At 71.4% G+C, this 25,122-nt stretch carries 23 protein-coding genes; 6 read left to right on the forward strand and 17 right to left on the reverse strand.

What is annotated here, in order from left to right:
- Window positions 1–25: 25 nt before the first annotated feature.
- The 11 genes from kynU to AS594_RS41105 all read right to left on the reverse strand — a co-directional run bounded on the left by kynU (window position 26) and on the right by AS594_RS41105 (window position 10,862).
- On the reverse strand, window positions 26–1,243 hold the full coding sequence (gene kynU / locus AS594_RS16500) for a kynureninase (protein ID WP_176742710.1): 1,218 nt from the start codon (window positions 1,241–1,243) through the stop codon (window positions 26–28).
- Entirely contained in the window at window positions 1,236–2,078 is an 843-nt protein-coding gene (locus AS594_RS16505; RefSeq protein WP_069927773.1) for a tryptophan 2,3-dioxygenase family protein, read from the reverse strand. Before AS594_RS16505 ends, kynU begins: the two co-directional genes overlap by 8 nt.
- A 150-nt stretch (window positions 2,079–2,228) precedes the next feature.
- Window positions 2,229–2,642 (reverse strand): DUF3151 domain-containing protein, encoded by a 414-nt coding sequence (locus tag AS594_RS16510; RefSeq protein WP_069927774.1) that lies wholly within the window; start codon window positions 2,640–2,642, stop codon window positions 2,229–2,231.
- Between the two features lie 81 nt (window positions 2,643–2,723).
- Window positions 2,724–4,199 (reverse strand): MFS transporter, encoded by a 1,476-nt coding sequence (locus AS594_RS16515; RefSeq protein ID WP_069932763.1) that lies wholly within the window; start codon window positions 4,197–4,199, stop codon window positions 2,724–2,726.
- A gap of 198 nt (window positions 4,200–4,397) precedes the next feature.
- On the reverse strand, window positions 4,398–5,420 hold the full coding sequence (gene fbaA, locus AS594_RS16520) for a class II fructose-bisphosphate aldolase (RefSeq protein WP_069932762.1): 1,023 nt from the start codon (window positions 5,418–5,420) through the stop codon (window positions 4,398–4,400).
- 199 nt (window positions 5,421–5,619) lie between these two features.
- Window positions 5,620–6,159 (reverse strand): orotate phosphoribosyltransferase, encoded by a 540-nt coding sequence (pyrE, locus tag AS594_RS16525; RefSeq protein WP_069927777.1) that lies wholly within the window; start codon window positions 6,157–6,159, stop codon window positions 5,620–5,622.
- Window positions 6,160–6,168: 9 nt separating this feature from the next.
- On the reverse strand, window positions 6,169–6,963 hold the full coding sequence (locus AS594_RS16530) for an aldose epimerase family protein (protein ID WP_069932761.1): 795 nt from the start codon (window positions 6,961–6,963) through the stop codon (window positions 6,169–6,171).
- A 40-nt stretch (window positions 6,964–7,003) separates the two neighbouring features.
- Window positions 7,004–7,876: an SRPBCC family protein gene (locus AS594_RS16535; protein ID WP_069932760.1), complete on the reverse strand. Its 873-nt coding sequence runs from the start codon at window positions 7,874–7,876 to the stop codon at window positions 7,004–7,006.
- An 87-nt stretch (window positions 7,877–7,963) separates the two neighbouring features.
- Complete coding sequence (locus tag AS594_RS16540) at window positions 7,964–9,610, reverse strand: polyamine aminopropyltransferase (protein ID WP_338120166.1); 1,647 nt, start codon at window positions 9,608–9,610, stop codon at window positions 7,964–7,966.
- A 54-nt stretch (window positions 9,611–9,664) separates the two neighbouring features.
- Complete coding sequence (locus tag AS594_RS16545; protein WP_069932758.1) at window positions 9,665–10,183, reverse strand: DUF2617 family protein; 519 nt, start codon at window positions 10,181–10,183, stop codon at window positions 9,665–9,667.
- A gap of 478 nt (window positions 10,184–10,661) precedes the next feature.
- Entirely contained in the window at window positions 10,662–10,862 is a 201-nt protein-coding gene (locus AS594_RS41105; RefSeq protein WP_176733118.1) for a hypothetical protein, read from the reverse strand.
- Window positions 10,863–10,980: 118 nt separating this feature from the next.
- Between AS594_RS41105 and AS594_RS16550 the strand changes: the two genes are divergently transcribed.
- Window positions 10,981–12,204, forward strand: a complete 1,224-nt coding sequence (locus AS594_RS16550) for a pyridoxal phosphate-dependent aminotransferase (protein WP_079148182.1) — start codon at window positions 10,981–10,983, stop codon at window positions 12,202–12,204.
- Between the two features lie 226 nt (window positions 12,205–12,430).
- Here AS594_RS16550 and AS594_RS16555 read toward each other — a convergent pair whose 3' ends face one another.
- Both AS594_RS16555 and clpB read right to left on the reverse strand, forming a co-directional pair.
- On the reverse strand, window positions 12,431–12,973 hold the full coding sequence (locus AS594_RS16555) for a type III secretion system chaperone family protein (protein ID WP_069927783.1): 543 nt from the start codon (window positions 12,971–12,973) through the stop codon (window positions 12,431–12,433).
- A gap of 129 nt (window positions 12,974–13,102) precedes the next feature.
- Complete coding sequence (gene clpB / locus AS594_RS16560) at window positions 13,103–15,688, reverse strand: ATP-dependent chaperone ClpB (protein ID WP_069935137.1); 2,586 nt, start codon at window positions 15,686–15,688, stop codon at window positions 13,103–13,105.
- Between the two features lie 117 nt (window positions 15,689–15,805).
- On the opposite strand from clpB, the gene AS594_RS16565 reads away from it, so the two are divergent.
- Window positions 15,806–16,243, forward strand: coding sequence for a pyridoxamine 5'-phosphate oxidase family protein (locus tag AS594_RS16565; RefSeq protein WP_069932755.1), 438 nt, complete (start codon window positions 15,806–15,808; stop codon window positions 16,241–16,243).
- A gap of 151 nt (window positions 16,244–16,394) precedes the next feature.
- On the opposite strand, the gene AS594_RS16570 is transcribed toward AS594_RS16565, so the two are convergent.
- Together AS594_RS16570 and AS594_RS16575 are read right to left on the reverse strand one after the other, a co-directional pair.
- A complete protein-coding gene (locus AS594_RS16570) occupies window positions 16,395–16,715 on the reverse strand; it encodes a Rieske (2Fe-2S) protein (protein WP_069932754.1) in 321 nt (106 codons plus the stop codon).
- Entirely contained in the window at window positions 16,712–16,855 is a 144-nt protein-coding gene (locus AS594_RS16575; protein ID WP_240509026.1) for a hypothetical protein, read from the reverse strand. The genes AS594_RS16570 and AS594_RS16575 overlap by 4 nt, the downstream gene beginning before the upstream one ends.
- A gap of 178 nt (window positions 16,856–17,033) precedes the next feature.
- On the opposite strand from AS594_RS16575, the gene AS594_RS16580 reads away from it, so the two are divergent.
- The 4 genes from AS594_RS16580 (at window position 17,034) to AS594_RS44680 (ending at window position 23,363) form a co-directional block, all read left to right on the forward strand.
- Window positions 17,034–18,017, forward strand: a complete 984-nt coding sequence (locus AS594_RS16580; protein WP_079144560.1) for a helix-turn-helix transcriptional regulator — start codon at window positions 17,034–17,036, stop codon at window positions 18,015–18,017.
- 77 nt (window positions 18,018–18,094) lie between these two features.
- Complete coding sequence (locus tag AS594_RS16585; RefSeq protein WP_069935138.1) at window positions 18,095–19,105, forward strand: LuxR C-terminal-related transcriptional regulator; 1,011 nt, start codon at window positions 18,095–18,097, stop codon at window positions 19,103–19,105.
- 85 nt (window positions 19,106–19,190) lie between these two features.
- Complete coding sequence (locus AS594_RS16590; protein WP_069932752.1) at window positions 19,191–21,194, forward strand: hypothetical protein; 2,004 nt, start codon at window positions 19,191–19,193, stop codon at window positions 21,192–21,194.
- A 204-nt stretch (window positions 21,195–21,398) separates the two neighbouring features.
- Complete coding sequence (locus tag AS594_RS44680; protein ID WP_069932751.1) at window positions 21,399–23,363, forward strand: fibronectin type III domain-containing protein; 1,965 nt, start codon at window positions 21,399–21,401, stop codon at window positions 23,361–23,363.
- 66 nt (window positions 23,364–23,429) lie between these two features.
- Here AS594_RS44680 and AS594_RS16600 read toward each other — a convergent pair whose 3' ends face one another.
- On the reverse strand, window positions 23,430–23,885 hold the full coding sequence (locus AS594_RS16600; protein WP_069927791.1) for a heat shock protein transcriptional repressor HspR: 456 nt from the start codon (window positions 23,883–23,885) through the stop codon (window positions 23,430–23,432).
- Window position 23,886: 1 nt separating this feature from the next.
- Window positions 23,887–25,092, reverse strand: a complete 1,206-nt coding sequence (gene dnaJ, locus AS594_RS16605) for a molecular chaperone DnaJ (RefSeq protein WP_069932750.1) — start codon at window positions 25,090–25,092, stop codon at window positions 23,887–23,889.
- Window positions 25,093–25,122 lie beyond the last annotated feature (30 nt).

The following is a 25,122-nucleotide window of genomic DNA, read 5'->3' on the forward strand; positions in this document are numbered from 1 at the left end:
CGCTCAGGACTCCCGCACCTCCCGCTCAGGCCCCGGCCAGGACCTCACCGAGCACACGCGCCGCCCGCTCCGCGTCCGCGAAGCCGACGTACAGCGGGGTGAAGCCGAAGCGCAGCACGTCGGGGCGGCGGAAGTCGCCCACCACACCGCGGGCGATCAGCTCCCGCATGACGGCGCTCGCGTCGGTACCGTCCTCGCACCGCAGCGAGACCTGACTGCCGCGCTCCTCGTGGGCGGTGGGGGTCACCGAGGCGACCCGCCCCTCGGGCACGTACGTCTCCACACATTCCAGGAAGAAGTCCGTCAGGGCGAGTGACTTCTCGCGTACGTCCTCGACGCCGACGCCCTCCCAGACGTCGAGCGCGGCCTCCAGCGCCAGCATCGACAGGATGTCGGGGGTGCCGACCCTGCCCCGCGCCGCGCCGTCCGCCGGGGCGTAACCCGGGGTCATCCCGAAGGGATCGGTGTGCGAGTTCCACCCCGGCAGCGGCGAGTCGAAGGCGGCCTGGTGGCGCTCGGCGACGTACAGGAAGGCGGGCGAACCCGGTCCGCCGTTGAGGTACTTGTACGTACAGCCGACGGCGAAGTCGACGCCGTGCTCGTCGAGCCCGACCGGCAGCGCGCCCGCGCTGTGGCACAGGTCCCAGACGGCCAGGGCGCCGGCCTGGTGCGCGGCGGCGGTGAGGCCGGCCAGGTCGTGGCGGCGGCCGGTGCGGTAGTCCACGTGGTTGACGAGAACCGCCGCGGTGCGCGCCCCGAGGGCGGCCGGCAGGTCGGCGGGGGCGACGGGGACGACCCGCCGGCCCGTCATACGAGCGGCGGAATCGGCGATGTAGCCGTCCGTGGGGAACGTGGAGGCGTCGACGAGTATCTCGTCCCTGGACTCCGGCGCCAGCCGGGCCGCGCCCACAACCGCCTTGAAGATGTTGACACTTGTCGAGTCACCGACCACGACCTGCCCGGCCGCCGCACCGACGAGCGGCGCGATCCGGTCGCCGATCCGCTCCGGCGCGGTCCACCAGCCGCTCTCGTCCCAGGAGCGGATGCGCAGCTCGCCCCACTGGCGGGTGATGACGTCGGCCACGCGCTCCGGCACGTGGCGGGGCAGGGCGCCGAGCGAGTTGCCGTCGAGGTACACCGTCTCGGTGTCGTCGAGCGCGAACAGCTCGCGGTGCTTGGCGAGCGGGTCGGCGGAATCGAGCGCCGCGGCCCGCCGCTGGAGATCGTTCAGGGCCTCAGACATGGCTGCGCGCCGTCCACAGCTCGGGGAAGACGTTCTTGGTGGCCCGCTTCTCCAGCCAGGCCACCCCGGCGGAACCGCCGGTGCCGACCTTGGAACCCATGGCGCGCCGGGTGGCGACCAGATGGTCGTTGCGCCATCGCCACACCAGCTCACCGACATCGGTCAGCAACTCGCCCAGGCGGACGAGTTCGTGGTTCTGGTCGCCCTGGTAGAGCTCCGTCCAGACCGCCTCGACCTCGGCGGAGGGCTCGTACTTCTGCGACAGGTCGCGGTTCAGTACGGAGGCCGGCACCGGCAGGCCGCGCCGGGCGAGCAGCCGCAGCGTCTCGTCGTACAGGCTCGGCTCGTGCAGCGCCTTCTCCAGCTCGGCGTACACGCGCGGCGCGCCGCGGTGCGGGACGAGCATCGAGGCGGACTTGTCGCCGAGCAGGAACTCCATCCGGCGGTACATCGCGGACTGGAATCCGGAGCCCTCGCCGAGTGCGCTGCGGTACGAGTTGAACTGGGCGGGGGTCAGGTGGGCGAGTGGCCGCCAGGAGGCGTTGAGGGCCTCCAGCTGGCGCAGGGAGCGCTTGAGCGCGTCCGTCGCGACCCGCAGGTCGTCCTCACCGAGCGCCTTCGCGGCGGTTTCCCACTCGTGGACGATGACGGTGAACCACAGCTCCATGACCTGGGTCGTCACCAGGAAGACCATCTCTCCGGGGTCGTCGGAGAGGGTGTGCTGGAGGTGGGTGAGAACGTCCGCCTGGACGTAGTCCTCGTAGGGAGTAGTGCCCGCGAAATCCAGGTTCGGGGTGTCCGAACCTGCACCGGGGGCATCGGGGTGTTGCGACATCGCTGTCTCCTCGACACTAACTTGCAGGTAGCGGTCCGCCCCTTCCTTGTGGCTACGGAGCCCCGGTCCCTTCCCGGCATCATAAGAGGTAGCCGTGGAACGCGGGAGGCCCGTGCCGTGTGGCACGGGCCTCCCTGCTCACCGCTGTGCTCAGCCGAGGGTGTCGGCCGCCGCCGGTGACGAGTCCCGCAGGAAAGTGGAGCAGCGCTCGTACTCCTCCTGCTCACCGATCGACTGCGCGGCGCGGGCGAGCGCGTGCAGCGCGCGCAGGAAACCGCGGTTCGGCTCGTGGTCCCACGGCACGGGGCCGTGGCCCTTCCAGCCGGCGCGGCGCAGCGCGTCGAGGCCGCGGTGGTAGCCGGTACGGGCGTAGGCGTACGACTCGATCACCCGGCCGTTCTCGAACGCCTCGTCGGCGAGCTGCGCCCAGGCGAGCGAGGACGCCGGGTACTTCGCGGCGACGTCGGTCGGCGCGGCACCGGTCGCGAGCAGCTCGCGCGGCTCCGGGTCGTCGGGCAGGTGGGTCGGGGGCGGTCCCCCGAGCAGATCTTTGTGAATGGCCATGAGCCCCAGTCTGCCTGGTGGTCCGGGCAACCGGGGCCAGCCCTCCGGCGTTCGGACAGCGCGACCGGCGGAGGCGCCCCGCTATCCCTCCCCCGCCGCCCCCTCCAGCGGCGGCGAGGTCACCCCGCAGTGCACCTTGCACTCCGGCGCCCCGCCCTCGGGACCGGGCGTCCGCACCGTCGCCCACGCGATCGCCGCGCCCAGCACCAGCGCCCCCGCACACATCGGCATCGCCCGCCGGAACGTCTCCCCGAACTCCGCCGCCGACCGGTACGCCTCCGGCCCCATCCCCGCCAGCAGTGGCAGCGCGGCCACCGCGATCAGGCCCGCCGCCCGTGCGGCGGCGTTGTTGATCCCGCTGGCCAGGCCCGCCCTCCCGGTCGGCACGGAGGCGAGCACCGTCGCCGTGAGCGGCGCGACCAGGGTCACCATGCCGGCGCCCATCACCAGCATCGCGGGCAGCACGTCGGCGGCGTACGACGATCCCTCTCCCACCCGCAGCATGAGCAGCGTGCCGCCCGCGCACAGCAGCGGTCCGACGGTGAGCGGGAGACGCGGCCCGATGTGCTGGGCCAGCTCGCCGGACTTCGAGGAGAGGAAGAGCATCAGCACGGTGGTCGGGAGGAGCGCCGTACCGGCCTGGAGGGCGGAGTAGCCGACCACGACCTGGAGCTGGAGGGCGGTGAGGAAGAAGAAGCCGCTGAACGCGGCGTACACGCAGAGCGTCACGGCGTTGATGGCCGTGAACTGCCGGGACGCGAAGAGCGTGAGCGGCATCATCGGGTCGGGCCGCCGCTTCTCGACGTACAGGAAGAGCGCCCCGAGGGCGGTCCCGACCACCAGGGAGCCGACTACCACCACCGAGGCGCCCTGGTCCGGCGCCGCGATGAGCGCGTAGGTCACGAGTCCCAGAGCCAGCGCCGCGAGCCCGGCCCCGAGCACGTCGAACCGGCCGTGCGCCTGCGGGTCCCGCGACTCGGGTACGTGCCTGAGCGCGACCGGGACACAGAGCGCGGCCAGCGGCACGTTGAGCAGGAACACCCACCGCCAGCCCGGCCCGTCCACCAGCCAGCCGCCCAGGAAGGGGCCGACGGCCGCCCCCACGCCGCCGAGCCCGGACCACAGCCCCACCGCCCTCGCCCGGTCGTCAGGGTGGAAGGTGGCCTGGATGATCGCGAGGGAGCCGGGCGTCAGGAGGGCGCCGCCGATGCCCTGGAGGGCGCGGGCGGCGATGAGGATGCCGGCATTCGGCGCCAGCCCGCACAGCAGCGAGGCCACCGCGAACCACACCACGCCGGTCACGAAGACCTTCCGTCGCCCGAACCGGTCGCCGAGCGCGCCGCCGAGCAGGATCAGCCCGGCGAGCGTGAGCATGTAGGCGTTGACCGTCCACTGGAGGGCGGCCAGATCGGCGTCCAGGTCCGCGCCGATGCGGGGCAGGGCGACGTTGACGACGGTGGAGTCCACCATCGCCATGGCGGACCCGAGCACCGTGGTGAGCACGACCCACCGCCCCCGGGCCGAGGAGAGCCGGATGTCCGGGGGCCGATCGTCCATGCAGGCATCCTCGCGGCTCCCGGCCCGGCGGGCCAGCCGGGACGGCCCGACGTGGCCGGCGGGCGGACGAGCCGGCCCTGCTGCGGTGGACATGGGCGGGGCCCGGTACCGCGTCCGGTACCGGGCCCTTGCGTTCACTCGTTGGTCGTGCGAGCGCTCGGCCGAGCGCTCGCGCGACTACGTCGGTTTCGTGCCCGACTACTTGAGCTTCGTGCCCGTCGAGCGCAGGTTCGCGCACGCCTCGGTGACGCGCTTGGCCATCGACGCCTCGGCCAGCTTGCCCCAGGTACGCGGGTCGTACGTCTTCTTCGAGCCGACCTCGCCGTCGACCTTCAGGACACCGTCGTAGTTGCGGAACATGTGGTCCGCGATCGGGCGGGTGAAGGCGTACTGGGTGTCCGTGTCGAGGTTCATCTTCACGACGCCGTTCTCCAGCGCGGTGGCGATCTCCTCGGCCGTGGAGCCGGAGCCGCCGTGGAAGACGAAGTCGAACGGCGACGCCTTGCCGTACTTCTCGGCGACGCCGGCCTGGAGGTCCTTGAGCAGCTCGGGGCGCAGCACGACGTTGCCCGGCTTGTAGACGCCGTGCACGTTGCCGAACGAGGCGGCCAGCAGGTAGCGGCCCTTCTCACCCAGGCCGAGCGCCTCGGCGGTGCGCAGCGCGTCGTCGACGGTCGTGTAGAGCTCGTCGTTGATCTCGTGCGAGACACCGTCCTCCTCGCCGCCGGTCGGGGTGATCTCGACCTCAAGGATGATCTTCGCGGCGGCGGCCTTCGCGAGCAGTTCCTGGCCGATGGCCAGGTTGTCGGCGAGGGTCTCGGCGGAGCCGTCCCACATGTGCGACTGGAAGAGCGGGTTCTGGCCCTTGGCGACACGCTCCGCGGACACGTCGATCAGCGGACGTACGTACGTGTCGAGCTTGTCCTTGGGGCAGTGGTCCGTGTGCAGCGCGATGGTCACCGGGTACTTCTCGGCGACGATGTGCGCGAACTCGGCCAGCGCGACCGCGCCGGTCACCATGTCCTTGACGTACTGGCCGCCCAGGAACTCGGCGCCACCGGTGGAGATCTGGATGATGCCGTCGCTCTCGGCCTCCGCGAAACCGCGCAGCGCCGCGTGCAAGGTCTGGGTCGAGGTCACGTTGATGGCCGGGTAGGCGAACTTGCCTGCCTTCGCCCGGTCGAGCATCTCGTTGTAGACCTCGGGGGTTGCGATGGGCATCTGTCCGCTCCTTATGACGTGCGGGTGTGTGGTGCTGGGCCCTGACCTGGGGGCGACGTCATCGTCGCCCCTATCTTTCCAGACTCTCGCTTCGGCTCCACCCTGCGTACGGCCCGGACGTGCGCGAAGGGCGGACTGTTTCACGTGAAACAGTCCGCCCTCGAGGAAAAGCACAGGTCAGGCCGGATGGTCGCCCGTACTAGGCGAGCCCGAGCTCCTCCAGCGAGTAGGCGTTGATGTACGGGAGGCCCGCCTCCGCGATCTTCGGGGCAGCGCCCCGCTCCACGATCACCGCGACACCGACGACCTCGCCGCCCGCCTCACGGACCGCCTCGACGGCGGTCAGGGGCGAACCGCCGGTGGTCGAGACGTCCTCGACGACCAGGCAGCGACGGCCCTTGACGTCCGTGCCCTCGATGCGGCGCTGCATGCCGTGCGCCTTGCCCGCCTTGCGTACGACGAAGGCGTCGAGCCGCTGTCCGCGCGCGGCGGAGGCGTGCAGCATCGACGTGGCCACCGGGTCGGCGCCCAGCGTGAGGCCGCCCACGCAGTCGTAGTCCAGCTCGGTGGTGGCGTCGAGCATCACCTGGCCGACCATCGGCGCGGCCTCGCCGTCCAGCGTGATCCGGCGCAGGTCGATGTACCAGTCGGCCTCGATCCCCGAAGACAGCGTCACCTTGCCGTGCACCACGGCCTTGTCCTTGATCTGCTGGAGCAGCTCACCACGTACGTCAGTCATGCCATGAGCTTAAAGCCGCCGCCAGGTCCAGATGGTCTCGATCTCCAGCGGTTCGATGGGCGTCACGAACCGGGGCATGGTGTTGAGCCCGTTCGGCGGCCCGGACTGCGGCTCCACGCACACCGCTTCGGCCTGCTCGTCGTACACGACGACCCACTCGGCGCGGCTCGTCACCTTCAGTTCCAGCTGTCCCGGCCAGGTGAGCGTGACATCCACGCCGTACGGCATCCCGAAGCAGTCGTCCCAGGGGCCGGGGCGGGGAGTGATCCGCTGCCCGGTGGGGAGGTGGTCCTCGCCCCGCTCCTCCTGCCAGGCGGGGTCGAAGTCGATCTCCACGTCCTGCCCGCCACCGCCGAGGTTGCGGAGGAACCAGGGGTGCCAGCCGGCCTGCGCCGGGAAGGAGTCGCCGTACGTCTCGATTCCCATCGTCAGGGTCAGGGAGTCCTCGGCCAGCGCGAACGCCTGGGTGACCCGGCCCTCGTACGGCCACGGGTCTTCCAGGTCGTACGTGAACGCGGCCTCGCTCTTCTCGACCCGCGCGGGCCGCCAGGCGGCGTCGCGGCCGGTGCCGTGCATGGCGTGGGGCGGGGCGTTGAGCGGCAACTGGTGGATCGTCGCCCCGTTGAGGAACCTGCCGTTCTTGAGGCGACCGCACCACGGCACCATCGGGAAGCAGCCGTACCGCTCCCCCTGGCGCAGCAGTTCGGTGCCGCCGACACGGAGGCCGGCGATGCGGCAGCCGTTGTCCTGGGCGATGGTCAGCTCGGCGTCGCCCGCCGCCAGACGCGTCTCTTGGATGCTCACGCACCGACCCTAAGGTCTGGTGGGGCCGGGCGGGGCAGGCTCAGCGTCTGCGCCGCAGGACGCGGCTCACCACCACCGCCGAAGCGAGCGCGAGCGCGGCTGCCGGGGCGATCCAGCGCAGGGTGTCCGTCGTCGACGTCGACTGCGGGGCCGGGACCGGCGCGTAACGGCCGCGCGGCGGGGCGTGGTCGACCTCTTCCGCGCTGCGGCCGATCATCGTGCGCCGCGCGTGAGCCGCCTCGGCGGGCGGCTCGGCGGGCAGCTCAGCGGGCGCGGGAAGCCCGGACACGTCAGCCAGTTCGGGTGCGTCGGGCGCGTCCGGCACCTCGGGCAGGTCCGGTACGTCCGGTACGTCGGCCGACGGGTCCAGCGACGGCGGCGGCACCTCGGTCTCGAAGACGGACGACCGCGCCTCGCCTACCTCGCCGACCGCGCCGGACTCGTCGACCGCGCCGGACTCGGCCGCCGTCCCGGACGCGCCGCCCTCCGCCTCCTCCGCCAACCGGGTGGTGAAGCGGTCCAGCAGCCGCCCGCACGCGGCCAGTGTCGCCGCCGCGTCCAGCTCCGCGATACGGCCCTCTCCGCCCGCCGTGCCCGCGTACGTCACCGTCGTACCGCCGTCGGTCTCCGTCAGACGCACCGTCAGCGCCAGCTCGGCCGAACCCGTGCCGCGCGCCTCAGTGCCCTCGCCCTCGACGCCGAAAGAGCCGTCCGGCCGCCCGGTGAGGCGCAGGGTTCCCCGGTACGTGATCGTGTGGCCGTCGATACGGACCTTCAGCCGTCCGGCGAGCGGGCCAGACGCCTCGTCGGCGTCCTGCTGGAGCCCGGGGACGCAGCGCGCCACCCGGGCGGGGTCCCCGAACGCCTCTCGCAGGGCCTCTACCGGAACCGGAACGAACACCTCATGCTCCATGGGAACCGAGCCTACTCACGCCCGCCCGTCATGTACCCGACTCTGCCGTTAATCGGCACACGCGATCCGCTCCTCGGTCACCGGTTTTCACCCCTGCGTATAGCGCGGATGCACCAGCGTCGAGGGCGGCACCCCCCGCACCCGCACCCCCTCGGCCGACCGCTCGCCCCTGCTGAGGACCGCCGGCGAGAGCGACCGCAGCCGGGGGGCCTCGGCGGCGAGAGCGAGGCCGGGCTCCGTGGCCCGCGCGGCGAGTACGAAGCCCCAGTCGTGCGGGGCCACCGCCGCGCCCGCCGCCCGGTCGGGACCCGCCGTGAATCCGGAGAGGCGGCCGGTCACCCGGTACGGACGCGTCCGCAGCCCCGCCGCCCGCAGGGTCGCCTCCACCGTCCAGTAGACCCGCGGCCGGGTCGCCAGCGGCCCCGCGTGGACGGCCACCCGCCCGCCGGGGGCGAGGACGCGCGAGGCCAGGCCGTAGAACTCCTGCGAGTACAGCTTCGTGCTGCGGGTGATGCCGGGGTCGGGCAGATCCGAGATCACCACGTCGTACGGCCGCCCGCGCTGCCCCTCGTCCCGCAGCCAGGTGAACGCGTCGGCGGTGTGGACCCGCAGCCGGGGGTCGGCGAGCGCGCCGCCGTTCAGCGCCGAGAGGGCGGGGTCCGTACGGGCCAGTGCGACGACGGCCGGGTCCAGCTCGACCACCGTGACCGAGTCCACCCCCGGATAGCGCAGCACCTCGCGGGCCGCCAGACCGTCGCCGCCGCCCAGAATCAGCACGCGCGCGCGGCGCCCCCGCATCGCGGGGTGCACGAGCGCCTCGTGGTACCGGTGCTCGTCACGGCCGCTGACCCGCAGCCGCCCGTCGAGGAACAGGTCGAGCGACCTGCCCCGGCCGCCTGCGGCGTCACGGCCCGCGTCGCCGGTGACGACGATCTCCTGAAGATCCGTATGTACGGCGACCCGCACCCGCTCGCCGTACACCGCCCGCCGCGCCGCCCGCTCGAAGTCGCCGACGAGGGCGGTCGCGGTGGCGAGCAGCGTCAGCACCACCGTGTTCGCCACCACCAGCAGCCAGCGTTCGCGCCGCGTCAGCTCGTGCCGGAAGAGCCACAGCACGAGCGCCCCGCCCGCCACCGTGTTGACCGCGCCGGTGAGCAGCGCGCCCGTCAACTGGCCGAGCAGCGGCAGCAGAAGGAAGGGGAACGCCAGCCCGCCGACCAGCGCCCCCACATAGTCCGCGGCGAACAGGTCCGCCACGTCACCACTCGTGTCCCGGCGCTCCCCGCGCCGGGACAACCGCTGGATCAGCGTCATCAGCAGCGGGATCTCGGCTCCGATGAGCACGCCGATCACCAGCGAGAAGACGACCAGCGCGTACCGCGCGCCGCCCAGCCAGGCGAACGTCGCGTACAGCACCAGCGCCGAACTGCCGCCGCACAGCGCCAGCGCGGCCTCCAGCAGGCCGAAGCCCACGGCCGCGCGGCACCGCAGCCGCTTCGCGAGCAGCGATCCGATGCCCATCGCGAAGACCATCACGGAGAGCACGACGGACGCCTGGGTGACCGAGTCGCCGATCAGATATGACGCGAGCGCGACCAGTTCGAGCTCGTACACGAGTCCGCACGCGGCGCAGACGAACACCACCGCGAGCACCATGAACCTGCCCGTCCGCGGCCGCACGGGCAGGGCCGCCGGGGCTTCCGGCACCGACAGCGACACAGGCGAATCGATCACCATGCGAACGCTACGTCACAAAGGGCTAACCACCCGTCACCCACAAGAGTGCAACTAGCGGGCAGTAGGCATACGTACGCCGACTCTTGACCGTGTGACGACGAGCTGCCCCTCCTGCGGGTAGGCGTGCCAGGTACGCCACCGCACCTGCCCCTCGTACCGTTGCGCCAGCATCGCCGTGAAGGCGTGCGGGCTGCCGGGGAACGTCCCGGCCAGGCCGTTGGGATGGTCGGCGACCAGTGCGAGGAGTTCCTGGGCCCTCCCCGCGAACTGGCCCTGGGTGAGCGTCTCGACGCGGGCGGCGAATTCGTACTCCCATTCCCCGAGCCGCTTCGCCACGCCCAGCGGCAGCGGCGTACTGCTGCCGGGCATACAGGCGACCGTCTCTGAGCAGGACCCTTCGTCCTCCTCCAGGAGCACTTGGTGGGAGGCACCGAGGAGCCTCAACTGGAGGACCGCGCCGTTGAGTTGGAGGTCGCGCACGGCCAGGGCCGGCAGCGGCTCCCGCCCCAGCGCCCAGGCGAGATCGGCGGCGCGCGTGTCGGTGTAGGCAGTCTTGAGAGTCGTGAGCATGAGTGGGCTCCGCAGACAGGCGTTTGGAATGGTGGACCGGGGTCACCTGGAAGGTGGGGTAAGAGGAGGTTCGGGGACCGCCTGCTCGGGTCCACATGAGGTCCGAGGGCTGAGGTTCTCGACTGCGAGGGAATCATGAAGTGCGCTGCGCTCACAGCGTTTTTACCCAACTTGGAGGGGTTTCCATCCCCTCGGGGGCTGCACGGTTCAACTGTTCAACCACAAAGCGCCCCACGGGAGTTAACCCGCCGGGCGCACGGTCCTGACGCTTGGAAAGGTGCCGGTGTGGTACGCGGCGACGGGGCACCGTCGCCACCCGGCCGACTGCCCCGTGTCAGTCGGCCGGGTGACGGCTGCCCCCGTTCTGCCGGGCGGCCGGCTGGGCGACCGCCCCGCAGGTGCCGCCGGGGCCGCGCACCGTGCGGCCGCCCCGTGGCGGTCGCCCGGCACCGTCCATCAGCCGCCCCGGCAGCGTCCGTCAGTCGCCGCCGCCACCGCCGCCGCAGCCTCCGCCACCCCCGCAGGAGGAACCGCCGCCGCACGAAGAACCACCGCTGTTCCACCAGCCGCCGCCACTGCTGCTGCTTGACCGCCGGCCGCCGCGCCTCCCCGCCGACGCGGTCACCCCCACGACCACCAGGACCAGCACCACCAGCAGGCCCAGTACCAGAAACTCCACGGCCCTCACCGCCTTCCGTTCCCCCGAAGCGAGGAGCTCGCTTCCTGTGTGACGGGGAAATGCCCTCGGCCGCCGGAAGGCAAAGCAGACTTGAGCAACTCCAGAGGTTCGGCCCAGGATGGCCGCCATGACGACGCCGACAGACCACGACGCACGCGGCCGGGGCCACGGCTCCCGCCCTCTCCTCAACCGCAGGCTGGCGGAGTTCGGGACGACGATCTTCGCGGAGATGTCGGCCCTGGCCCTGAGCACCGGCTCCATCAACCTCGGCCAGGGCTTCCCCGACACCGACGGCCCCGAGGAGGTCAGGGAAGCGGCGGTCCGCGCCTTGCGCGACGGCCTCGGCAACCAGTACCCGCCCGGCCAGGGCGTCCCCGAACTGCGCACCGCGATCGCCCTCCACCAGCAGCGCCGCTACGGCCTGTCCCACGACCCCGACACCGAGGTGCTGGTCACCGCCGGGGCCACCGAGGCGATCGCCGCGTCACTGCTGGCGCTGGTGGAGCCCGGCGACGAGGTCGTCGCCCTGGAGCCGTACTACGACTCGTACGCCGCGTGCATCGCGATGGCGGGCGGCACGCGTGTCCCGGTGACGCTGCGCCCCCACGGGGGCCGGTACGTACTCGACCTCGACGAGCTGCGTGCCGCCGTCACCCCGCGCACGCGCCTCATCCTGCTCAACACCCCGCACAACCCCACCGGCACCGTCCTGACCCGCGAGGAGCTGACGGAGATCGCCGCCCTGGCGGTCGAGCGCGACCTCCTCGTCGTCACCGACGAGGTGTACGAACACCTGGTCTTCGAGGGCGAGCACATCCCGCTCGCCTCCTTCCCGGGCATGCGGGACCGTACGGTCACCATCTCGTCCGCCGGGAAGACGTTCTCCTTCACCGGCTGGAAGGTCGGCTGGATCACGGCGTCCCCCGCCCTGGTGACGGCCGTACGCAGTGCGAAGCAGTATCTGACGTACGTGTCGGCCGGGCCCTTCCAGTACGCCGTCGCCGAGGCGCTGCGCCTGCCCGACGCGTACTTCACGACTCTGCGCGACGATCTGCGCGACAAGCGGGACCTGCTGTCCGCCGGACTCGCCGACGCGGGCTTCGAGGTCTACCGCCCCGCCGGCACGTACTTCGTCACCACGGACATCCGGCCGCTGGGCGGGAGCGACGGAGTCGCCTTCTGCCGCGCGCTGCCGGAGCGGTGCGGAGTGGTCGCCATCCCGAACGCGGTCTTCTACGACCACCGCGACCAGGGCTCGCCGTTCGTCCGCTTCGCGTTCTGCAAGCGGACGGAAGTGCTCCAGGAGGCGGTGGCCCGCCTGAAGGGCCTGGCAGCCGCCTAGGCGGCCGGGGCCGCCGCCGGCCGTTCCTGGCCGTCCGCCGGCCGGGCAGGCACGTACCGGCGGTGGCGAGGGTCCTCGCGCACGCCATGACGAGAGCCCGGCCCGGGGCCGCGGTCGTGGTGACCGCCGCCCCGGCCGGGCTCTGGCCGACTACGGGACGCGACCGGTGAGGCTCGCTCCGGTCGCGCCGTGAAGCGCGCCGCTCAGACCTGGCCGAGCGCGCCGCTCAGACCTGGTCGCCGCCGTCGCCTTCGCCTTCGCCCTCGGCGGAGTCGACGTCCTTCTCCAGGCCGAGCTGCTCGACGAGCCACTTGTCGAACTCGATCGAGGCGCGCACCCAGCCGACCGTCGAGGACACGAAGTGCTCAAGGCTTACGCCGGTGCCGATCAGCATCTGCGCCTCACCGATGAGACGGACGGTGCCGTCGTCGTGGGTGTGGCTGTAGACCTTGGGCCACAGCGTGCGGCGGTTCCAGTCGTCGATCAGCTCGAGGAGCTGGACCTTCTCCTCGATCTGGTGCGGCCGGTCGTAGAAGGTCCGTACCGAGAAGACCTGCTGGTCGTCCTCGCCACGGAACATGAAGTACGTGCGGAATTCCTCCCACGGCGCGGCGAGGTCGCCCTCGTCGTCGACGACGTACTTCAGCTCCATCTGCTCCAGCAGCTGCTTGACGAGGTCCTGGTCCGGGACCACCGGGCCGGCGGGGCCTTCGGGCTGCGGTTCGGGCTGGCCCCCGAAGTTCGGGATCGAGGACGGGTCGATAGACATGTTCAATACTCCTGGGGTCTCGCGTGTGCGGTCTTCGCGTGGCTGCCTGACATCGACCCTAGTCGCGAAAGCGGGCGGCGGTCCTTCGCCCTGCGCTGAAAGCGCCGCGCCGAACCGCCGCCGTGCCGCTCAGCGCACCGCGCCCACCGTCAGACCGTCCTCGGACCGGTCCACCCTCACCGTGTCCCCGTCCGTGACCTCGCCGGCGAGGATCTCCTTGGCGAGCCGGTCGCCGATCGCCGTCTGGATCAGGCGGCGCAGCGGCCGGGCCCCGTACGCGGGATCGTTGCCCTTGTCCGCCAGCCAGGCCAGCGCCCCGGGGGTGACGTCGAGGGTGAGCCTGCGGTCGGCGAGGCGCTTGGCCAGCCGGCCGATCTGGAGCTCCGCGATGTGCGCCAGCTCCTCGGCGGACAGGGCCGAGAAGACGACCAGGTCGTCGAGCCGGTTGAGGAACTCCGGCTTGAACGAGGTCCGCACGAGCTCCAGGACCTGCTCCTTCTTCTCCTCCGCGCTGGTCAGCAGGTCGACCAGGTACTGGCTGCCGAGGTTCGACGTCAGGACGAGGATGGTGTTGCGGAAGTCGACCGTGCGGCCCTGCCCGTCGGTCAGCCGGCCGTCGTCGAGGACCTGGAGCAGGATGTCGAAGACCTCGGGGTGCGCCTTCTCGACCTCGTCGAGGAGTACGACGCTGTACGGGCGGCGGCGGACCGCCTCCGTGAGCTGGCCGCCCTCCTCGTAGCCGACGTAACCGGGAGGCGCGCCGACCAGCCGCGCGACGCTGTGCTTCTCGCCGTACTCGCTCATGTCGATGCGGACCATGGCGCGCTCGTCGTCGAACAGGAAGTCCGCGAGCGCCTTGGCCAGCTCGGTCTTGCCGACACCGGTCGGGCCGAGGAAGAGGAACGAGCCGGTCGGCCGGTCGGGGTCGGCGATGCCCGCACGGGTGCGGCGTACCGCGTCCGAGACCGCGCGCACCGCCTGGTGCTGTCCGATCAGCCGCTTGCCGAGCTCGTCCTCCATGCGGAGCAGCTTCTGCGTCTCGCCCTCCAGCAGGCGCCCGGCGGGGATGCCGGTCCAGGAGCCCACCACGTCGGCGATGTCGTCGGGTCCGACCTCCTCCTTGACCATGGTGTCGGTACGGGCCTCCGCCTCGGCGGCCGCGGCCTCCTCCAGCTCGCGCTCGAGGCCGGGGATCTCGCCGTACAGCAGCTTGGAGGCGGTGTCGAAGTCGCCGTCGCGCTGGGCGCGCTCGGCCTGGCCGCGCAGGTCGTCGAGCCGCTCCTTCAGCTCACCGACGCGGTTGAGGCCCTCCTTCTCCTTCTCCCAGCGGGCGTTGAGGCCGCGCAGCTCCTCCTCCTTGTCGGCGAGGTCGCGGCGGAGCTTGTCCAGCCGCTGCTTGCTCGCCGGGTCGGACTCGTTCTTGAGCGCCAGCTCCTCCATCTTCAGCCGGTCGACGGCGCGCTGGAGTTCGTCGATCTCCAGCGGCGAGGAGTCGATCTCCATCCGCAGCCGCGACGCGGCCTCGTCGACGAGGTCGATGGCCTTGTCGGGGAGGAACCGGGAGGTGATGTACCGGTCGGACAGGGCCGCGGCCGCCACCAGCGCGGAGTCCGCGATCTGCACCTTGTGGTGGGCCTCGTACCGGCCCTTGAGTCCGCGCAGGATCGCGATGGTGTCCTCGACGGTCGGCTCCGCGACCAGCACCTGCTGGAAGCGGCGCTCCAGGGCGGGGTCCTTCTCGATCCGCTCCCGGTACTCGTCGAGGGTCGTCGCGCCGACCATGCGCAGCTCGCCGCGGGCCAGCATCGGCTTGAGCATGTTGCCGGCGTCCATGGCGGAATCGCCGCCGGCGCCGGTGCCGACGACGGTGTGCAGCTCGTCGATGAAGGTGATGATCTGGCCGTCGCTCTCCTTGATCTCGGAGAGGACGGTCTTCAGCCGCTCCTCGAACTCGCCGCGGTACTTCGCGCCGGCGACCATCGCGCCGAGGTCGAGCGCGACCAGCCGCTTGTTCTTGAGCGACTCCGGCACGTCGCCCTTGACGATGCGCTGGGCGAGCCCTTCGACGACGGCCGTCTTGCCGACACCCGGCTCACCGATCAGCACGGGGTTGTTCTTCGTGCGCCGCGACAGGACCTGCACGACGCGCCGGATCTCCTGGTCCCGCCCGATGACCGGGTCGAGCTTGCCTTCGCGCGCGGCGGCCGTGAAGTCGGTGCCGAACTTCTCCAGGGCCTTGTACTGGCCCTCCGGGTCCGGTGTGGTCACCCGGCGTCCTCCCCTGATCTTCTCGAAGGTGTCCAGCAGTTTCCCGGCACTCGCGCCTTCCCCGGACAGTACGTCCCCGGCCTTGCCGCCCTTGGCGGCGATGCCGATGAGCAGGTGCTCCGTGGACAGGTATTCGTCGCCCAGCTCCTTCGCCCGCTGCGAGGCGTCGGCGATCACCGCCAGCATCTCGCGGTTCGGCTGGGGCGGCGCGACGGTGGCTCCGGTCACGCTGGGCAGTGCGGCGAGCACGCGCTCGGTTCCGGCGCGTACGGCCGCCTGGTCCGCCTCGACGGCGGCCAGCAGGTCGATGATGTTGGTGTTGTCCTCACCCGAGAGCAGGGCCAGCAGCAGATGCGCGGGCGTGAGGTCCGCATGTCCGTCCTTGACGGCGCGACTGCTCGCCGCCTGGATGGCGTCCCGGCTCTTGTTGGTCAGCTCTGCGTCCACTGCGCTCTCTCCTCCTCGGCGGGCGGTGCTTCTCGTCAGCTATGACTTATCAAGCATACGCAAAGTTGAGTCTATTCCACTCAAGGCGGGAAGCGGTAGCCGGACTACGCTGGCGCCATGGCCAATGACCTCGACGTACGGAATCCAAGCCCCGAGTACCTCGCCTTCTGGCGCGAGTACCACCTGTGCACCCTCACAACCCCGCGCCCGGACGACACGCCGCACGTCGTGCCGGTCGGCGTGACGTACGACCCCGAAGCGGGGCTCGCCCGCGTCATCACCAACAAGGGCAGTACGAAGGTCGCCAACGTGCTGGCCGCCGGACCGGAGGGCGCGCGGGTCGCCGTCTGCCAGGTGAAGGGCGGCTACTGGGCGACGCTGGAAGGGCGCGCGGTCGTCCGTACGGAACCGGAGCTGATCGCGGAGGCGGTACGCCGCTACGCCGAGCGGTACGAGCGCACACCGGCGCCGAACCCGGACCGCGTGCTGATCGAGATCACCCTGGACCGGGCGATGGGCCGCGCCCCGGCCGCCACGACGGCCATGACGGCCTGATCGCGCGCCGCGTCGGGCCGTCCGGTCGGAGCCGCATCAGGGCCGTCCGATCCGAATCCGGGCAGCACAACGGCGCCATCGTGTTCAGGTCCACGATGGCGCCGCTGTGTGGGGGAGCGCCTGGGCGATTGGGAACGACGGGGGAATCGCGTCAGGCGCTGCGGGGGGTGGCGGTGCTGGTTTCCGGTTCGATCAGTTGGTGGTCGCGCTGATCGAGATTGACGAACACCATGCCGTAGCGCACGGCACAGCGAACGGGTTTCGGGGCGCCCCGGGGCTTGCGGAGGCACCGGTAGGCACGGACGTCCTCATCCTCTTCGCGAGCCACCAGGATCGGCTCGCCGAACAGGGTGACCATCACCGAGTCGCCACGGTGGGGGATGGCCGTGACCAGGTCGATGAAGTGCCAGCCCGAGCGGTAGGCGGTGGCCATTTCGCGCCTGAAGGTGCGGTCGTCCGGTGGAACGGTCATGCGTCTGCGTGGGCCGGCGCGACGCCCCAGCTGATGTCACCGGGCGCGGACGCCGCCTCGGTGCCCCAGCTGATGTCACCGGGCGCGGATGCCTCGGTGTTCCAGCTGATGTCATCGCCGCCCAGCGCGCCATAGGCCAAGGCCGCGACAAAAGTAGCGGCAAGCACCGAGCGAAGCATTCGCTTATACATAGTCGGCTTCGTCCTCACTTGTGGATTCATCTTCCCCGCCATACGACGATGTCTCACCTGAGCACTCGAACACCACCGGGTCGATGCATCATGTTCCTGCATGTTCAGGAACCTGGGGGGTGGAGGAATGACCACAAGTAACACGAAACAGGCACATCCTCATGGGATCACCGAACTGTGCGACGAGGGGAGGCGCCTTTACGCCAGCGCACTGCGCTCCGGACGCATAGCCCGCGCCGAAGTGGAGCCGGCGCCCTGCCTGATGGACTTCGCGCTCCTGCACCCCGACCCGGACGACGCCGACTGGCTTCGGCCTGTTCCGCCGTCCGCCGCACTGGCCCAGCGTCTCCATCCGATCGAGCGGGAGATCCAGGAGCGGAGGCGGCACTCGGTCGAACTGGCCGAGTCTTTCGAGCCTTTCATGGACATCAGCGCCCAGGACCCGCCGACCACCCACGCGATCACGGTCCTGGAGGGCGTCAACCGGATCAACGCCGCACTCGACCTCGCCACCGCCGAGTGCCACACCGAGGTCCTCACCGTCCAGCCCGGCGGCGGCCGGAGCGAGGACCGTCTGAGCGAAGGGCTGGAACGCGGCCTGTCCGTGGTCGACCGCGGTGTCAGCATGCGCACCCTCTACCAGCACACCGTCCGGCACAGCCAGGGCACATTCGCCTATGCGGAGCGTCTTGCCGAGGGCAAGGTGGAGATCCGTACGCTCGAAGAGCTCATCGAGCGCCTGATCATCTTCGACCGGACGGTCGCCTTCATCCCCGCCCGCGACGACCGCCAGGTAGCCCTGGAGCTCCGCCACCCCGGACTGGTCGAGTACCTGGTCAAGGTCTTCGAACAGCTCTGGAGCCGCGCGGCCCCTCTGCTGGAGGAAGTGCAGTACGACCCGGTCCCCAAGGGGATCAGCGGCGTTCAGCGGTCCATCGCCCAACTGCTCGTCGAGGGACACGTCGACGACTCCATCGCCCGCCGTCTCGGCATGAACGTACGGACCTGCCGGGCGCACATCGCCAAACTGAACACGGCGCTCGGCAGCGGCAGCCGGGCGCAGCTTGGGTACCTCATCGCCCAGTCCGGCATCCTCGATCAGGATCACTGACCACGCCAACACTCCTCGTCTGGCTACGATTTCGCCACCGTCATCTTGTTGCACTGCAAAAAGCGGGGGGATTCCAGATGGGCGAAGACACGGACATACCGGCGCATCCGCACGGCCCCCGGGAGCTGTGCGAGCCGGCCGTCCAGCTCTACACCGAGGCACTCCGCAAGGGCCGGATCGCCCGCTCCGACCTGACGCCCGCTCCGTGCCTCATCGACATGGCTCTGGTCCGCCCCGACCCACAGGACGCCGCGTGGCTGCAACCCGTGCCGCCGTCCGCCGCGCTGGCGCACCTGCTCCAGCCGATCACGCGGGAGATCCACGAACGCGTACGGCTCACGACCGCGCTGACCGAGACGCTCACGCCGCTGACGGCCGTGGCCAGCGACGACCCCAACCTCGCCATCACCGTGCTCGAAGGAATGCCGCTGATCCAATCCGCCCTCGCCCAGGCGACCAGCGCCGCCACAAGGGAGTTCCTGACGCTTCAGCCGGGCAGCACACGGTCGCCCCAAGTGCTGGGGCCGGCACTGCGCCAGGCCCTGTCGGCCATCGAACGGGGGATCAGCATCCGGCACATCTACCAGCATTCGGCGCGCTACAGCCCGCACGTCAGGGACTACCTGGAGCACTTCACCCCCGGCCAGGTGCAGGTGCGCACGATGGAACAGACATGCGACCGTCTCATCATCCTCGACCGTGAGGTCGCGTTCATCCCCGCCACCCGCCAGCGCGACGTCGCCCTCGAAATCCGGCACCCCGCCCTCGTCACCTACTTCGTACAGGTCTACGAAGTGCTGTGGGCGCAGGCCACCCCCATTGCCGAGCTCCTGCCCCTGGTGTCCCCGGACACCCCCGTCACCGCCGTGCAGCGCGGCATCGCGCGCCTGCTCGTCGAGGGGAACACCGACGAGGTCGTCGCCCGCAGGATGGGCATCAGCGTACGGACCTGCCGCTCCCACATCGCCAAGCTCACCCAGGCGCTCAACGCCTCCGGCCGCACCCACCTCGGGGCGCTCCTCGTCCAGTCCGGCATCGTCGACACCCCTGGTCCCGCGCTGCCGCAACTTGGCTCGAAGAACCAGTAGTTACGCACCACCACCACCGGTACAGTCAGCGTCCTTCCCCCCACGTCTGTGACTCCTCTTCCTCGACAGAAAGAGCTGCCCAGCCGTGTACGTGGATTCCCGAGCCGCCCTCCGTGCCACCGCCGCGGCCACCGCGCTGCTGACGGCCACCGCGACGGTGTACGCCCTCACCGCCAGCCCCGCCTCCGCCGCCGCCTGCGCCTCGCCGCAGTGGCAGGCGCAGTTCTTCCCCAACACCACTTTCGCCGGAACCCCCGCCGCGACCGTCTGCGACGCCGCCATCAGCGAGAACTACGGCACCGGCGACCCGGCCGGCGTCACCCTGCCCAGCGACAACTTCGGTGTCCGCTGGTCCCTGACCCGGGACTTCGGCTCCGGCGGACCGTTCTCGCTGACCGCCGAGGCTCTCGACGGCGTCCGGGTGTACGTCGACGGGGTCCGCAGGATCGACCTGTGGCAGGACGTGACCACCGTCCAGAAGAGGACCGTCAACGTCACGATCCCCCAGGGCACCCACACCCTGCGCGTCGACTACGCCGCCTTCACCGGCTCCGCGAGCGTCAGCTTCGCCTACGCGCCGCGCACGTCCCCGGACGTGGACACCACGCCGCCGCTCGCCCCCACGGGCGCGAGGACGACGTACGACACGGCGACCCGCAGGGCGACGGTCACCTGGGCGCCCAACGCGGAGATGGACCTGGCCGGATACCGGGTCTTCCGCCGCCTCAAGGGCAGCAGCACGTACCTCGACGTCACGGGCGCCGCCCACCAGACCGGCACGACGTACACCGGCGTCCCGCCCGCGACCGGCGAGGTCTGGTACTACGAGGTCCGCGCGGTCGACAAGGCGGGCCGCGAGGGCCCCGGCAGCGTCGACATGCCCGTGACCACCGTCGACGCGACACCGCCGGCCGCCCCCACCGGCCTGGCGGGGAAGCCCGAGGGCCCCGCCAACTCCCTGACCTGGCAGCCGGTCACGGACGCGGTGAAGTACGACGTGTACCGCGCGGCCGGCGACTCCCGCGACTACACGCGGATCGCCACGGTGGAGACTCCGGCGTACGCCGACACGGCCCTCGACCCGGCGGTGACCTCGTACAAGTACACGGTGAAGGCACTCGACGCGGCCGCCAACGCCTCTCCGTACGCCGCCCACGTCGCCGTCGCCCGTCCGGACACGACCCCGCCCCCGCCGCCCACCGCGCCCGCCGTCACCGCCGAGGACGACAAGGGCGTCACGCTGACCTGGCAGAGCGGCGCGGCCGCGGACACCACGGCGTACCACGTCTACCGCGCCCCCGAGGACCTCGACGTGGAGACGAGGGTCGGCACCACCGAGGCCCTCACCCTCCAGGACACCACCGGCCAGGCGGGGCAGCGCTTCCGCTACCGCGTCGCCGCCGTCGACGCGGCGGGCAACGAATCGGCGAAGACCCAGTGGGTGTACGGCACCCGCGCGGTCGGCCCCGACGCCGTGCCCACGGCGCCCCGGGAACTGACCGGCACGCTCACCGGCGCCCGCCTGGAGCTGACGTGGGCCGCCGGTCCGTACGTCCCGGTCACCGAGTACCGCGTCTACCGGAGCGCGACGAGCCCCGTCCCCACCGGCCCCGACGCGCAGCCCTACCGCGTCACCCAGACGCCCGCCCTCACGGCCGACGACATCCCGGCCGGCGAACGCGACCACTTCTACGCGGTCGTGGCCGTCACGCGGTACGGCGTGGCCTCCCCCGCCTCCGGCTCCTTCAAGCCCGTCTACCAGGCCCACCAGCCGCCCGCCGCGACCCGGATCTACGACGTGTCGGGCCACGACGGGATGGTGTGGTTCGTCTGGGACCACGTGGACGCCGACGAGGGCGCCCCCGCGATCACCGGCTACCGCGTCTACCGCGCGACCCGGCCGGGCGTCACGAAGGAGAACGCGACCGCCCTGCCCCTGACCACCGACAACGAGTTCAGGGACACGGACGTGACCAACGGGACGACGTACTACTACGCGGTCGCCGCCGTCGACGCGACGGGCGGCGAAGCCCCCCTGTCGGCGGAAGTCTCGGCCACTCCGACGCCCGACGCACCCCCGCTCCCGTAGGCGCAGTGGCGTCGCCCGGACTCCCGCACCCGTGACGCGGGTGCGGGAGTCCGGGCGCGGGTGCCGTTGACGGGGCGCCGGGAGTGCGCTGCCGGGCGCCGGAGTGCGTTGCCGGGGCGCCGGGGCCGTGACATGATCACGCCCGGAGCTCCCCCCACACTCCTGGTGCCCCCTCAGACCGGACCGAGAGCGACCCCGACTTCCATGAACCAGCGCCTGCGCGCTGCCTGCGCGACCGCCGCCGCCTTCGGCGCGGCCGTTGCCGGCCTCAGCCTGCCCGCCACCGCCCATGCCGCGGTCACGTGCGCCCCGCCGGTGTGGAAGGCGCAGTTCTACGCGAACACGTCTTTCTCCGGTACGCCCAAGCACACCGCCTGCGACACCGCGATCAACGAGAATTACGGCACCGGCGACCCGGCCGGCGTCACTCTCCCCAGGGACAACTTCGGCGTCCGCTGGACCGTGACCCGCGACTTCGGTTCCGGCGGTCCGTTCGCCTTCAGTGCCGAGGTGCGCGACGGCATCCGCGTCTACCTCGACGGAGTGCGCAAGGTCGACGTCTGGAAGAACGTCTCCACGACGCAGAAGAAGACCGTCAACCTCACCGTTCCCCGGGGGAAGCACACCCTGCGCGTCGACTTCGCCGCCTGGACCGGTGAGGCGAACGTCAAGTTCGCGTACACGCCCCGTACTTCGGCCGACGTCGACAAGGTCGCGCCTCTCGCCCCGCTCGGCGCGACGGCGGCGTACAGCGCCTCCACCCTCAGGGCGACCGTCACCTGGTCCAGGAGCCCGGAGATGGACCTCGCCGGGTACCGGGTCTACCGCCGCGCGAAGGGCAGCAGCACCTACACGCGGCTGAACAGCACGCCGGTCACCACCACGTCGTACACCAACACCCCGGCCGCCACCGGAGCCGTGTACTTCTACGAGGTGCGCGCGGTCGACAAGGCCGGCCGGGAGTCGGTGGGCACCACCGACATGCCCGTCACCACCGCCGACAGGACCGCGACCGCGGCACCCACCGGACTGACCGCGAAGGTCGGCCCCGGCAGCGTGACGCTCGGCTGGTCGCCCGTCGGCGGAGCCACCACGTACCGCGTGTTCCGGTCGCAGAGCGCGGCCGGTCCGTTCACCCGCGTCGGCGGGGACCTGACCGACGCCGCGTACCGCGACACCACCGCCGACATCCACCGGCGCTGGTACTACCGCGTGAGCGCACTCGACGCCGCAGGCAACGAGTCCGCGCAGTCCGCGGCGGCGGACACGGGCGAGCCCGACACCACCCCGCCCGCACAGGTGACGGGCCTGACGGCCGACGGCACCACCGCCGGCAATGTCCTGCGCTGGACGGCCAACGCGGACGACACCCACCAGTACGAGGTCTGGGCGGCTCCGGCCGGCCAGAGCGACCCGGACGGCCCGGAGACCGTGCTGGGCGACTCCTACACCGATGCCCGGGCGGAAGCAGGCGTCGCCTTCCAGTACGAGGTGCGCGCGGTCGACGTGTACGGGAACGTCGCGCCCGCAGCCACCGCCGGACCGGTCACCAGGCCGGCCCCGGCGCAGTTCGCCCCGCCGACCGCCCTGACGGCGACCCCGAGCGACTTCTCGACCCGGCTCGGATGGACCCGTGCGGACTTCGCCCTCGGGCATCACGTCTACCGCCGGAGCACTCCCACCGGGGCCTGGACCAGGCTCACCACGTCGGTGACCAAGTCGGCGGAATTCCGTGACGAGACGGCACCCACCGGTGTGTCGTACTACTACGTCACTCACGTGAACGACGAAGGGCAGGAGTCGGCACCTTCCGCCGAGGTCACCGTGGACCGCATCGCGCCGGCCTGGCACCTGGCGACCCTCGCCCCACAGGTGAAGCTCTCCGCTCCGTACACCGAGTGCACCGCCAACGACTGCGGTCCGCACGGCGGCCGCGACATCCCGCTGACCGTCACGATGCGCCCCAACGCCTCGGAGGAGGGCACGGTCGGCGGGTACACGTGGCACATCCGCGGCCCCGAGGAGACCGGTTACCAGAACGTCACGGGGGCGGACTCCGCGGTCACCTGGACGCCGCCCTTGAACGGCTACTACACCCTGGAGGTGTGGTCGCGGGGCGCGTACGGCAGCCGGGGCCTGTCCACCACACTCACGTTCAAGGTCGGCTGAACCCGCCCACGGCGAAGGCCCGGCACCCCACTCACGGGATGCCGGGCCTTCGCGTGCTGAACGGAGCTACTCCGCCGTCCTCTTGGGCTTGGGCCGCCAGACCACCAGTGCGCTGGCCTGCTGCACGTCCTCGTAGCGGACGAGGTCGCGCCGGTACGACGCGTGCACCTGGGCCTCGCGCTGCTGCAACGCCGCCGCCGCGCCCTCCACCGCCGTCGAGAGTTCGGCCACGCGCTGCTGGAGCGCGGTCACCTGGTTCTCCAGCTCGATGATGCGCTTGATGCCGGCCAGGTTGATGCCCTCGTCCTGCGACAACTGCTGCACTTGGCGCAGCAGTTGGATGTCGCGGGCCGAGTAGCGCCGGCCGCGCCCGGCCGTGCGGTCCGGGGAGACCAGGCCGAGGCGGTCGTACTGCCGCAGGGTCTGCGGGTGCAGGCCGGAGAGCTGGGCCGCGACCGAGATGACGTACACAGGCGTCTCGTCGGTCAGCTGGTACGGGTTACGACGCATGCGTGGGTCCATCTCATGCTCCCTTCGCGGCCTGGAACAGCTCCGCCCGCGGGTCCTCCCCGGCGGTCGCCTCACGGTAGGACTCCAGCGCCTCCCGGGCCTTGTCGTCAAGGTCCTTGGGCACCTCGACCTCCACGGTGACCAACAGGTCGCCGCGGGTGCCGTCCTTGCGGACCGCGCCCTTGCCGCGGGCGCGCATGGTGCGGCCGTTGGGTGTGCCGGCCGGCAGCTTGAGGGTGACCGGCGGGCCGCCCAGTGTCGGGACCTTCACCTCGCCGCCGAGCGCCGCCTCCACGAAGGTGACGGGCACGGTGACGGTGAGGTTGTCGCCCTTGCGGCCGAAGACCGGGTGGGCGTCCACGTGGACCACGACGTACAGGTCACCGGCCGGACCGCCCCGTTCACCGGGACTGCCCTTGCCGCGCAGCCGGATCCGCTGGCCGTCGGAGACGCCCGCCGGGATCCGGACCTGCATGGTGCGCGACGACTTGGCGCGGCCGCTGCCCTTGCACACCTCGCAGGGGTCCTGGGCGATGAGCCCGCGGCCCCGGCAGTCGACGCACGGGTCGGTGAGCGAGAAGCCGCCACCGCCGCCGCGCGAGACCTGTCCCGTACCGACGCAGGTCGGGCACACCCGCGGTGTGCCGTTCTTGTCGCCGGTGCCGGAGCACGCCTTGCAGGGGGCCTGGCTGGACATCCGCAACGGGACCGTGGCCCCGTCGACCGCCTCGGTGAAGCTGAGCGTCACCTCGGACTCGATGTCCTGACCGCGGCGCGGCTGCGTACCCGTACGCGCACCCGGGCCGGCGCCCCGGTTGAACAGGCCCCCGAACACGTCCCCGAGGCCGCCGCCGAACCCGCCGGCACCGCCGGTCTGGGCCCCGCCCTGGGCGCCTCCGAAGAGGTCGCCCAGGTCGAAGTTGAAGGTGCCGCCACCGGCGCCCGGGCCCGGACGACCCTGCCTGTTGTACAGGGCGCCGTTCCCGAACAGAGCACGCGCTTCGTCGTACTCCTTGCGCCGCTTGGGGTCGCCGAGGACGTCGTTCGCCTCGGAGATCTCCTTGAAGCGGTCCTCCGCCTTGCCGTCGCCCTTGTTGGCGTCCGGGTGGAACTCGCGGGCGAGCTTCCGGTACGCCTTCTTGATCTCGGCCTCGGTGGCGTCCTTCGGGACGCCGAGAACCTTGTAGTAGTCCTTCTCGACGAAGTCCTTCGTGCTCATCCCCGACGTCCCTCCTTCCTGCCGCTACGT

The organism is Streptomyces agglomeratus (genome assembly GCF_001746415.1).
Taxonomy (GTDB): Bacteria; Actinomycetota; Actinomycetes; order Streptomycetales; family Streptomycetaceae; genus Streptomyces; species Streptomyces agglomeratus.